Origin of the sequence: Haloferula sp. A504 (assembly GCF_044385805.1) — a bacterium.
GTDB lineage: Bacteria > Verrucomicrobiota > Verrucomicrobiia > Verrucomicrobiales > Akkermansiaceae > Haloferula.
This window is the reverse complement of sequence record NZ_JBISBU010000018.1, coordinates 45809-55807: the sequence shown is the minus strand read 5'-3', so window position 1 is coordinate 55807 and position 9999 is coordinate 45809. Positions and strand designations below refer to the sequence as shown.

The following is a 9999-nucleotide window of genomic DNA, read 5'->3' as shown; positions in this document are numbered from 1 at the left end:
GGCAGCCGAAAGTCGAACGCAAATCCTCGACGATCACCGGGCACCGGCACCCGGTCCGGGCGTCCGCTTCTGCAACCATTCCCTGAAAGCCTTGTCCCGCTCTTCCTTCTCCACGTTTTCGAGAGAAAACCTGCCCGCGAACGGGACGGCACGCATCTGGCGAAGTTCGCCCCATTCGCCCGCAGCCCAGGGACGCGGCGCAAGCTTCAGGGCAAAGGTTTTCACCTCGTCCTCCCTGGCGACCTCCAACTCGATCTCCTCTCCCGGCTTCATTCCACCCACCTTCCGGGCCAACTGATCCGGCGTGTCTCCCTCGGTCCAGCGCTCTCCATCGATGCCGAGAATCCGGTCACCCTCCCGCAACCCGGTCCGGTCAGCCGGAGAGCCCTTCTGGACCGAAGTGATGGCAACCGCAGGCACCTTTTCCCCCTCCAGATCAACCTGGAAGCCGACCATGGTGATTCCGATGAAACCCGGACGTTCGCGGTCGAGCTGCGACATCACCTGGCTTCTCAGGACTTCGAACACCCGGTTCCGCACTTCGGGTTCGTCGTGGGCGCTGCTCGTTTCAAGAAGCCAACCCAGCCCTTCGTCGCCCGCTTCCGCCGCCCAGTCCTCCAAAGCACGCTGTGCCTTGATGCGCTGCGGGTAATGCTCGGATGACAGCTCCTTGAGAAGCTCCTCCGGTGGTTCGACCGCCCTGGACGGCAGCACCGCGACGACGAGCGCCAGCAAGACCAGCCATGTCCTCAACCCTGGAACGCTCATCACACCCGGGTATCAGCGCCCGAAAAGATTCTTCTGGGGAACCTCGATGGTGTCGTTCGGCTTGAGAAGAACCCCCTTCGCTTCGGTTTCCTTGACGTTGTATTGCCGGAGGTTCCCGTCCCGGATGAGCTTCACCCGATACAAGCTTCCAAACTCATTGGCCCCGCCCGCCGCCTGGATCGCATCGTAGAGGTTCAACCCGCGGGTGTAACGCTTTTGCCCGGGACTCCGGACGTAACCTCCCACCGTGACCGTGTATTCCGCGACGGTTTCGTCGCTGGACGCAAAGACCTGAACCGTCGGATCCGTGTAGATCTTCGCCGCCCGGTATCGGGACTCGATGCTGTTCGCCAGGGCATTCGGACTCATCCCCGCCGCCCGCACGTTGCCGATGAAGGGCATCCGGATGTAACCCCCTTCGGAGACCGGATAGGTGTTGTTCACCCGGCTCATTTCTTCGCTCGGGACTCCCTGAATCCGGATTTCGATCGCCCGACCCGCCTCGATGGTCGTCTGGCCTGCGGCATAGCCGATCAGGGAGAGGAGTCCCAACAGGATCAAATGAATCGTCTTCATGGTTCCGAAGGTCACTTGTGATGCCCGGGCTGTCAATAGAGGTCGTCCTGCGTCGACACCGGCTTCTCCGCGACCGCCGCCGACTCCGCCGACTTCTTCGCGGGTTTGGCCGCCGGTGCCGGCGCGTCGCTCGGGGCGTAGTAGGTGTAGTAGCTCGTGTAGTACTGATACTGGCTGTCGCTGCGGACATCCACGTTGTTCAGCACGACGCCGATGACGTGGCCTCCGACATTCTCGACCGCCGACTTGACCCGCAGGAGCATGTTGCGGGGAAGCTTGCGGTGCTGAATGACGACCATGGTGAGGTCGACTTCGCTCGCGAGCACGGACGCATCGCTTACGCCGAGGATCGGCGGGGAGTCGATGAGGACGAGGTCGAAGCGTTGCTTCACATCCTGGATCAGCTCGGACATCCGGCGGGAGTTCAGGATGCCCGCCGCGTCGGCCGGCAGGATCCCCGACGGCATGAAGTAGAGGTTGTCGACCGGCGTCTGGAGAATGACGTCCTCAAGCATCAGGTCGGTCGTCAGGTAGTTGGTGAGGCCAACCGAGTTGTTGATGTCGAAGAAGGTGTGGAGACGGGGGCGGCGAAGGTCGGCGTCGATCATCAACGTGGTGTACCCCCCCTGCGCACAGATGTAGGCGAGGTTGACCAGGGTGGTCGACTTGCCCTCACCGGCTCCACCCGAAACGACGGTGATCGAGTTGTCCTCGGGGTTCTTCCGGTTGAACTCGATGTTGGTTCGAAGTATTCGGTAGGCTTCCGCATCCGGACTCATCCCGCTCTGCTTGTAGAGAATCCCGACCTCCTTCGGAATCACGGCGAGCACGGGAACCTGAAGGTATTTCTCGACGTCCTCGAGCGTCTTCACCGAGGTGTCGAGGTATTCGAGGAAGAAGGCGATGCCGATGCCAAACACGAGGCCCACCACCGCTCCGAGCGCGAGGTTGAGCTTCACATTCGGACTCACCGGGCTCTGCGATTCGACAGGATCGGCGTGGACCACAACCGGGTCCTCGGAGATCCGGCGCTGCATTTCCTCGCTGATCAACTTCACCTTGAGTTTCTCGAGCAATTCCTGGGCGGTCTCGAAATCGGCTTTCGCGTCATCGAAGCTGTAGCGCGCGATGCCGTGCGTGACCGCCTCCGCTTCCTCCTTGTCCTTCTTGATCCGGAGCCGCTCGGCCTGCTCGGACACCAGTTCAAGCTGAGCCCTCAGGGTTTCCCGAAGGGCCACCACGCCCTCCTCGAGGTCCCGGTTCAAGCCCTCGATCATCTTGCTCTGCTGCTTGACGGTCGGGTGGTTCTCTCCGAGTCCTCCGAGCTTGGCGGCTGCAATTTCCCTTCTCGCCTCGAGCCAGCGCGGATGCAAAGTCTTGATGATATTCTCGGGCAAATTCAGCCCGGCCGCGTAGGTGATCAATTGTTCACCATCGTAGCGAAGCAAGGTGTCGATCTGGCTCTCCAGCTTGATCTTTTCGGATTCGAGCTCGGCGTATCGTTGCGCGGCACTGAGAGCCTGCCGCTCTTCAGTGTAGCCCCCCTCGTCCCCTGATCCTCGACTGTAGATCACTCCTTCGTTCCGGATCAACTGAGTGAGAACCTTGCGTTTCTCCTCCACCAGATCCTCCTGCGAGCGCACCGCCTCCCGTAGTTCGGCCATTGCCCGATCCGACCGTTTATTCTCAAGAACTTTTCGCCGCTCTCGGTAAGCATCCGACACCGTTTCCGCGATCATCCTGGCATCGGCCGGGTTCGAGGTCCGAACCTTGATTTCGATGAGGTCGGTGCCACGAATATTCTGCGCACCAATGATGCCTTGGAGTCGCGCCCGGCACGTCTCACGATCCGCACTCCAGTGATTGATGAGATCGAGTTTGTCGACGACGATATCGAGGGTTTTCTGTGACTTGATCACCTCGAACTCGGTCGGGAAGAAGGTCGCGCTGCCGGCGGTCGGATCATGGGAGACGTAGCCGGGGAGAACCTGGACCGAGGGAAGATTCGGGCGGACCTGAATGGTCGCCGAAGACTCGTACCGTTTCGGCATCACATAGGTGATGACGAGGGCGGTCATGAAGACGAGCAGGAAGGTCAGGAGAATGATGCCGTAGCGGTTCTTGATGACTTGCCAGTAGTCAATCGCGTGGAGGGCGACCTCCGATGAGTTGCTCTGTTCGGAATTCATGAGATGACGGGGATTTATCGACTTGGAAAGAAGGGGGTTCAAACGAAAACCTCCCGCAATGGAGAATACCACTGCGGGAGGTTGAAAAGGGATCTATGATTGAAAAACCGAGGGAGAAAACTGCCAGAGCCGATCAGGCCTGCAATCAGAACTGGGCATGCACACCAACCGTGACGCGGTTCCGGTCGTAACTCTGTCCGACAAAATCCGAATCGGCGGTGGTGAAGTTGTAGGACAGCGAACCGTAGATTCGATCCGTAAACCGCACATTGACGCCGGCGTAAATGTTGAACAGGTCCTCACGGATTCCGTTCGCGGTCAAGGCGGGCAGACCAGCCTGAACCGCGACCAGACGGCCATCACCAAAGTCAGCAGGGATGTAGTCGATTCCGGTGAAAGCACTCAAACGGGGCGAGAATTCGTAATTCCCGCGGATACCAACGCGAAGGGTCCGCCGGTCATCAAAGTCGTAGAGACCGACCGCTCCCCCATTCGCGATGATGCGGGTGGTGTCGTAGTCCTCGATTCCGTAACGGACGAACGAGCGAATCGAAAACTGGTCGTTGATATTCGAGCGGAGCGCAAGCTCGACAAAGGGCGAGGTCGCGTTGGAGCCGGCGCGGGCGTCGGACTCGCGGAATTGGGCACCCGCCTTGGCCACGATGATCGTGTTCGGGCTGAAGCGATGCTCGACCCCGAGAAGAACGAAGTGGGAGGATGAATCCGAGGCGAATCCATCCGCCTCGGTTTGTGAGTAGCGATAATCAAAGGTCGCCACCGTCTGCGGCGTCAGCTGGTAGCGGAACTGGTGGAACAACTCGTAAATCAGGCGATCCTGGTTGTTCACCGCGCTGTCGTAGTCCAGCCCGCGGATTCCGAACCCGGTGTAGGTCGCCAAGCGCTCGGTCCAGCGGAAGCCGACCGCGTTGGTGGTACCCCAATGGAAATAGGCATCGTTCTGCCGGGAGGTCGCAAAACCATAGGCGTAGTCCGGCTCCAACTCGTAGGCGGCGAAGTTGCGGCTGGTGAACCGGAGACGCTCGGTGAAACGATGCGTCCAGTTCAGGCCCATTCGGAATTGCGGATTCAGGTCATCGGCTCCGATCGCGGAAGGAGCGTCCAAATAGTAGATGGCACCGACTCGGGCATAGAGATCCAAGGTCGAGCGCGGCGTGATGTTCACAAACGACAGACCGACGTACGGGTTGACGCTGAAGGCGGACTCGTTGGCCCCCAGGCCGATCGCCGTCGGGGTAACGTTGTCATCCCAGGTGAAGTTGATTCCAAGCGACCACTCGAGCGGGAGTGGCTCCTGGGCCTCCGATCCGATGTAATAGAGACCCTCCTGGGCCTGGGCGGAAATCGCCCCGATCGCGGAAAGGAGGGCGGTTGCAAGGTAGCGTTTCATGAGAGTGGGGTGGGGTGGGGAACAGCGAAGGTCTTCAGGGTGGGGCTAAGGGTCAACGGGGACGAATCTCTGTCTGGGAGCCAGGGTCGGTCGGGGTGCCGACCGGGGGCTCGACCACCGGGGGATTGATGACCGGAGGAATGGGAGTCACCGGGTCGATGGGATTGAAAAACCAGGTTCCCGGGCTCGGGCCAATGCCCTGACCCGGAAAGTCCAGCGGGTTCCAAGCGGGTTTGACGTCCGGCAGCGGTTGCTTGGGACCCTTCGCGCTCTTGGCACTGAGACCCGCCTCACCGCTGGACGGCTCAAGGCGAATCATCACCGCCTGAATTTCGGACAGCGCGTCAGGAGCCACCGCAAGGGCGCACTGGGCAATCAGGCGCATTTGCTCGGGAGCGGTCATCGCCGCGGTCTCGACAATGGCTCCGACAAGCTCGGCTTCGGCGGAGACTTCCTCGATCGCTGCCTTGACGATTTCGCAGGCGCATCCGGGCGAAGCTGCGATTTGCTTTTCCACGATCTCGAGCACGAGTGACGGCTTGGCGCTGACCTGATGACGAACCTTGACCGACAGCTCCAAGCAGTCGTCCACGGCAGCATCATTGCCATACGAATTGGTGGCCAGCAGAACGGCGGCGATGGAGAGTAGGAACTTCATTGCGGAAATTTCTGAGGGGTTTCGTGGGACGTTGGAGCGGGTAGCGGGAATCGAACCCGCGTAATCAGCTTGGAAGGCTGGAGCTTTACCACTAAGCTATACCCGCGCTCGGACTTCGACAAGAAAACAGCGCAAAGCTCGCAGCGGCAAGGATAAATTCGGTTTTTTGGGAGGGGCGCACGAAACGATCCCGACCCATTTTTCGGTTGCTTGAGGCGGAGCCGCTCGCTATCGCCCTCGTGCAAGGCGGGCGTAGTTCAATGGTAGAATGCGAGCTTCCCAAGCTTGAGATACGGGTTCGATTCCCGTCGCCCGTACCAGCCTCCCTTGCCAAGGGTTAGAACCGGCGGCTCAGGTGGAGGCATCGCGGTGCCCCGAAACGCCATTGGAGCCCGGTTCCTCGGGAAATCCCGATCCGGGGGCCGCTCAGGACTTCCATGGGCTGCCCGAGCCTGATCCCACGAGCCTCGTGGCTCAGAAACTCCGCCCCATGGGCCTCTCCCGAGATTCCGAGGGCCTGGGTCAGCCTCCCGGGCCCCGAACACAATTCATCCTCTTTCACCCGGGATCTTCTAGTCTGCATCATCGAAAGTCCCTCGATCGGCTCCAGCGCGCGGAAGAGGACGAAACCACTGACTTCACCTCCCTTGACCAGCACGTTGAACAGCCAGTGAACGCCGTAGTTCAGGTAGACGTAAGCCGCTCCGGGTGGCTTCTCTTCGACAAAAGACCGGGCGCTCGGCCGGAAAAACGTGTGGCAGGCCGGATCGTCTTCGGCCGCGTAGGCCTCGGTCTCGACTATTCTCCCGGCGCAGCCGTCCCAGCGAAACTCGGCCCCGATCAAGCGCCGGGCGCACTCCACAGGATGAGCCTTGAAGAAGGATGAGTCCAGATCGTCCGGATTCATCAGAGCCCGGTCGGGTGATCGATGAACTGGCCAGCCACTCCGAATCGCTCTGAAAGCGCGCCTGCCAGCGCCTTCACCCCGAAAGTCTCGGTCGCGTAGTGCCCGGCGTAGATGAGATTGATTCCCAGTTCCTCGGCCAGTCCGTAGGTGTGGTGTGGTCCCTCGCCGGTGATGAAGGCATCGATCCCCGCCTCCGCCGCCTCCGCCACCTGTGAGCCGGCACCCCCGGTGCAGAGGCCGATCCGACCGATCTGCCCGGGGCCGGCCGGGCAAATGTGAGGAGCACCGCCAATTGCCCGCCCCACCCGATCCACCAGATCGGCGAGCGCCCCCCGCCACTGGCCGAGCAAGCCGACCGGCATCCCCTTGTAGTCGAGAAAACCGCCGTCCACTTCCATCCCGATCTCCACAGCCAGTCGGGCATTGTTCCCCCACTCCGGATGCACGTCGAGCGGGAGGTGGGCGGAGTATATCGCCATTCCGGCGTCCATCGCCGCCTTGATTTTCCGGTAGAACGCTCCGGTCAACGGCTGCGCGCCACGCCAGAACATCCCGTGATGAACCAGCAGGAGGTCCCCGCCGGCCGCCACCGCCTTCTCGATGACCGGGGCCGAGGCATCGACCGCCGCGATCACTTTCGCGACCTCCTCGTTTCCCGCGAGTTGCAGACCGTTCACCGCTCCCGGGTAGTCGGGGATCTCGGCAATCTTCAGCTGGTCATCCAGAAAGGCCCTGATTTCCGAAAGCTTCGCCATGCCCGTCGTCTAGCGCCCTGCCGTCCACAAACCGAGCCAAATCCCGCGGCAAGGGCGACTCCCACACCCGCATCCGCCCCTCCCATTCCCCCGCCAACCGGCAGGCGTGCAGGGCATGACGCGGAAGCATCAGGCGGCGGCGGGATTCCTCCGACAGCCCGCCGGAAATCTGCTCCAGATACGGGGATCCATCGGAGCCGTAGATCTTGTCGCCGACCAGCGGATGCCCAGCCACCTCCAAATGAACGCGGATCTGGTGCATCCGTCCCGTTTCGGGAAAGCATCGCAGCACCGAGAACCGCCCCCCGCTTCTCTCGAAACGCTGCTCGACCCGGAACCGGGTGGCACAGGGTTTGCCCCCGGCATGCACCCGCTGTCGCAGCCAGATCGGAGACTCCCCCACCTCGCCGGCCCGCAGAATCGGACCCTCCTCCATCCAATCGTCCGAATGCGGCCAGCCGTGCACCACCGCCAGATATTCCTTCCCCACTTCCCGCCGCTCGAGCAGGCCCGAGAAATGCCGGGCGGCCTCCCTGGTTTTCGCCACCAGCACCAACCCGCTGGTTTCGCGATCCAGTCGCGTCAAAATGGAGAGCCCGCCGCCATCGGCCAGGTCGCAGGCCAGCAGCGCCTGCAATCCACCGAGCAGGGTCGGCTCGTCGGTGCGGCCGTTCGCCGGATGCACCGCCAGCGGCGCCGGCTTCTCGACCACGATCCAGTCGCCGGTCTCATCGACCACCCGGAAATCGCACTCGGCCCTCACGCGCACAGTCCGAAGTTCCAAGTGAAAAGTTCCAAGTGCCAAAATGATGCTTCACGAGAATTGGACCTTGGAACTTGGAACTTCTCACTTGGAACTTTCGAGCCGTAGGCTCCGCGCATGCCCGCTGACGCGCAACAGACCCTTGCCGGACCCGCCACCCTCGAAGGCACCTCGCTGCACACCGGTGAGAAGGTCACCCTCACCCTCCAACCCGCCCCGGAAAACCACGGCTTCAAGTTCCGCCGGGTCGACATCGCCGACCAGCCGTTCATCGATGCCGACGTCTCGAAGGTCCAGACCGTCGAGCGCGCCACCACCCTCGCCGAAGGCTCGGTCAAGGTTCACACCGTCGAGCACGTCCTCTCCGCCCTCGTCGGCATGGGCGTCGACAACGCCATCATCGAGATGAACGCCAACGAGCCGCCGATCGGCGACGGCTCCGCGGGCCCCTTCGTCGAGCTGATCAAGAAGGCCGGAATCGCCACCCAGGAAGCACCCCGCAAAACCTGGGAGATCCGCGAGCCGCTGCACATGGAAACCGGCGACGGATCGCTGATCACCATCGTGCCCGACCGGAAATTCCGGGTCTCCGTTACCAACGTCGGCCCCGGCGGCCGCTTCGCCCAGTATTTTTCCACCGAGGTCAACCCCGAGACCTACGAGAACGAGATCGCGCGGGCCCGCACCTTCGTTTACTACGAGGACGTCAAGCCGCTGCTCGACAAGGGGCTCATCAAGGGAGGCTCGCTGGAAAACGCGGTGGTCGTCCGCGGCGATCAGGTGATGAGCAAGGAGGCGGTGCGCTTCGACAACGAATTCGCCCGCCACAAGGCACTCGACGTCATCGGCGACCTCATGCTCTGCGGCAAGCGCCTGCTCGGCCACGTGATCTGCGTCAAGCCCGGCCACGGCCCCAACACGAAGATGGCGGCCAAACTCAAGGAGCAGTACTCGCAGATGCGCGCCCTCGCCGCACCCTTCGAAATTCCGCGTGGCGAGGCCGTGCTCGACATCAACGATGTCATGAAGCTCCTGCCGCACCGCTACCCGTTCCTGATGGTCGACCGCATCGTCGACTTCGAGGGAGACAACAAGTGCACCGGCGTCAAGAACGTTACCATCAACGAACCCTTCTTCCCCGGCCACTTCCCCGGCCACCCGATCATGCCCGGCGTCCTGCAGCTCGAGGCGATGGCCCAGGTGTCGTCCATCCTGATGCTCCGCAAACCGGAAAACGCCGGCAAGATCGGCTACTTCATGAGCTCCAACAACGTCAAGTGGCGGCGCCCGGTGCTGCCCGGCGACACGCTCTACATCCAGGCCGAGATGACCAAGGCCCGCGGTTCGATCGGCCAGACCTCCTGCCGCTGCCTGGTCAACGGTGAGATCGCCTCCGAGGCGGACCTCAAGTTCGCGCTGGTGGACAACTGATCCGGTCGCTGCGGCATCCTGCCGCAGGCCGTCCCCGTGGCTTCCAGCCGCGTCTCCATCATGCCGGACTCCACCCCCTGCTCCCGCTGCGGCGCCCCGACCGAACTCCATTTCGGCGACCGCCCCATCTGCGAGGACTGCTACACCGCCCTCGCCTCGTGCTGTGCGGGTGAGTTCGAGGAGTCTTCGGAAGAACCGCCGATTATGAAATCGGCATCTTCGATCGAGAAGCCTCGCTGAACCGATGAGATGCCGATTTCATAATCGGCGGTCCTCAGAACAGCCAGATCCCCACCGCGGTCACGGCCGCCACGGCGGCGACGAACATCCCCACCGACAAGGCGAAGAGCTTGTCGAGTTTGGCTTCGACCGCCGGGCTCTCAAGCCGTCCAGGTACCAGCCCCTGCTGCAATGAGGCATCCCGGCCCGCCGTGTAGGCCTGCCGGAGTTGTTGGGGGCGGTGGGGAGTCATGGAAACCTGAAGGTTTGGGGTTCTTGACTACCAATCGCGAGCGAGAGTCGCAATTACCAAATTTCTTGGTCC

11 protein-coding genes and 2 tRNA genes are annotated in these 9999 nt (G+C 62.0%); 3 read left to right on the top strand and 10 right to left on the bottom strand.

Annotated elements, in window-relative coordinates:
* Window positions 1-33: 33 nt before the first annotated feature.
* The 6 genes from ACG2LG_RS10895 to ACG2LG_RS10870 all read right to left on the bottom strand — a co-directional run bounded on the left by ACG2LG_RS10895 (window position 34) and on the right by ACG2LG_RS10870 (window position 5705).
* Window positions 34-753, bottom strand: coding sequence for a PDZ domain-containing protein (locus ACG2LG_RS10895; protein WP_396258909.1), 720 nt, complete (start codon window positions 751-753; stop codon window positions 34-36).
* A gap of 27 nt (window positions 754-780) precedes the next feature.
* Complete coding sequence (locus ACG2LG_RS10890; protein WP_396258907.1) at window positions 781-1344, bottom strand: polysaccharide biosynthesis/export family protein; 564 nt, start codon at window positions 1342-1344, stop codon at window positions 781-783.
* A gap of 32 nt (window positions 1345-1376) precedes the next feature.
* Window positions 1377-3533 carry a GumC family protein gene (locus ACG2LG_RS10885; RefSeq protein WP_396258905.1) on the bottom strand — a complete coding sequence of 719 codons (2157 nt, stop codon included), beginning with the start codon at window positions 3531-3533 and terminating at the stop codon, window positions 1377-1379.
* Between the two features lie 145 nt (window positions 3534-3678).
* On the bottom strand, window positions 3679-4941 hold the full coding sequence (locus tag ACG2LG_RS10880) for a hypothetical protein (protein ID WP_396258904.1): 1263 nt from the start codon (window positions 4939-4941) through the stop codon (window positions 3679-3681).
* Window positions 4942-4993: 52 nt separating this feature from the next.
* Window positions 4994-5599, bottom strand: coding sequence for a hypothetical protein (locus tag ACG2LG_RS10875; RefSeq protein WP_396258902.1), 606 nt, complete (start codon window positions 5597-5599; stop codon window positions 4994-4996).
* A 32-nt stretch (window positions 5600-5631) separates the two neighbouring features.
* Window positions 5632-5705: transfer RNA gene (locus ACG2LG_RS10870), tRNA-Gly, on the bottom strand.
* 140 nt (window positions 5706-5845) lie between these two features.
* Between ACG2LG_RS10870 and ACG2LG_RS10865 the strand changes: the two genes are divergently transcribed.
* Window positions 5846-5919 (top strand) — tRNA-Gly (locus tag ACG2LG_RS10865).
* Window positions 5920-5936: 17 nt separating this feature from the next.
* On the opposite strand, the gene ACG2LG_RS10860 is transcribed toward ACG2LG_RS10865, so the two are convergent.
* From ACG2LG_RS10860 to ACG2LG_RS10850, 3 genes are read right to left on the bottom strand one after another with little or no spacing between them, the layout of a single operon-like run.
* Window positions 5937-6506, bottom strand: a complete 570-nt coding sequence (locus ACG2LG_RS10860; RefSeq protein WP_396258900.1) for a DNA-3-methyladenine glycosylase — start codon at window positions 6504-6506, stop codon at window positions 5937-5939.
* Window positions 6506-7261 (bottom strand): Nif3-like dinuclear metal center hexameric protein, encoded by a 756-nt coding sequence (locus ACG2LG_RS10855; RefSeq protein ID WP_396258899.1) that lies wholly within the window; start codon window positions 7259-7261, stop codon window positions 6506-6508. The genes ACG2LG_RS10860 and ACG2LG_RS10855 overlap by 1 nt, the downstream gene beginning before the upstream one ends.
* On the bottom strand, window positions 7224-8024 hold the full coding sequence (locus tag ACG2LG_RS10850) for an RluA family pseudouridine synthase (RefSeq protein WP_396258897.1): 801 nt from the start codon (window positions 8022-8024) through the stop codon (window positions 7224-7226). The genes ACG2LG_RS10855 and ACG2LG_RS10850 overlap by 38 nt, the downstream gene beginning before the upstream one ends.
* 117 nt (window positions 8025-8141) lie before the next feature.
* Between ACG2LG_RS10850 and ACG2LG_RS10845 the strand changes: the two genes are divergently transcribed.
* Together ACG2LG_RS10845 and ACG2LG_RS10840 are read left to right on the top strand one after the other, a co-directional pair.
* Window positions 8142-9455 (top strand): bifunctional UDP-3-O-[3-hydroxymyristoyl] N-acetylglucosamine deacetylase/3-hydroxyacyl-ACP dehydratase, encoded by a 1314-nt coding sequence (locus ACG2LG_RS10845; RefSeq protein ID WP_396258895.1) that lies wholly within the window; start codon window positions 8142-8144, stop codon window positions 9453-9455.
* Between the two features lie 60 nt (window positions 9456-9515).
* Window positions 9516-9695 (top strand): hypothetical protein, encoded by a 180-nt coding sequence (locus tag ACG2LG_RS10840; RefSeq protein WP_396258894.1) that lies wholly within the window; start codon window positions 9516-9518, stop codon window positions 9693-9695.
* Between the two features lie 34 nt (window positions 9696-9729).
* Here the strand turns inward: ACG2LG_RS10840 and ACG2LG_RS10835 are convergent, their stop codons facing one another.
* Window positions 9730-9927, bottom strand: a complete 198-nt coding sequence (locus ACG2LG_RS10835; RefSeq protein ID WP_396258892.1) for a hypothetical protein — start codon at window positions 9925-9927, stop codon at window positions 9730-9732.
* Window positions 9928-9999 lie beyond the last annotated feature (72 nt).

Coding starts and splice junctions, on each gene's coding strand:
- ACG2LG_RS10890 (WP_396258907.1), bottom strand. CDS start 1,344: ATGAAGACGATTCATTTGATCCTGTTGGGACTCCTCTCCCTGATCGGC.
- ACG2LG_RS10885 (WP_396258905.1), bottom strand. CDS start 3,533: ATGAATTCCGAACAGAGCAACTCATCGGAGGTCGCCCTCCACGCGATT.
- ACG2LG_RS10880 (WP_396258904.1), bottom strand. CDS start 4,941: ATGAAACGCTACCTTGCAACCGCCCTCCTTTCCGCGATCGGGGCGATT.
- ACG2LG_RS10875 (WP_396258902.1), bottom strand. CDS start 5,599: ATGAAGTTCCTACTCTCCATCGCCGCCGTTCTGCTGGCCACCAATTCG.
- ACG2LG_RS10860 (WP_396258900.1), bottom strand. CDS start 6,506: ATGAATCCGGACGATCTGGACTCATCCTTCTTCAAGGCTCATCCTGTG.
- ACG2LG_RS10855 (WP_396258899.1), bottom strand. CDS start 7,261: ATGGCGAAGCTTTCGGAAATCAGGGCCTTTCTGGATGACCAGCTGAAG.
- ACG2LG_RS10845 (WP_396258895.1), top strand. CDS start 8,142: ATGCCCGCTGACGCGCAACAGACCCTTGCCGGACCCGCCACCCTCGAA.
- ACG2LG_RS10840 (WP_396258894.1), top strand. CDS start 9,516: ATGCCGGACTCCACCCCCTGCTCCCGCTGCGGCGCCCCGACCGAACTC.
- ACG2LG_RS10835 (WP_396258892.1), bottom strand. CDS start 9,927: ATGACTCCCCACCGCCCCCAACAACTCCGGCAGGCCTACACGGCGGGC.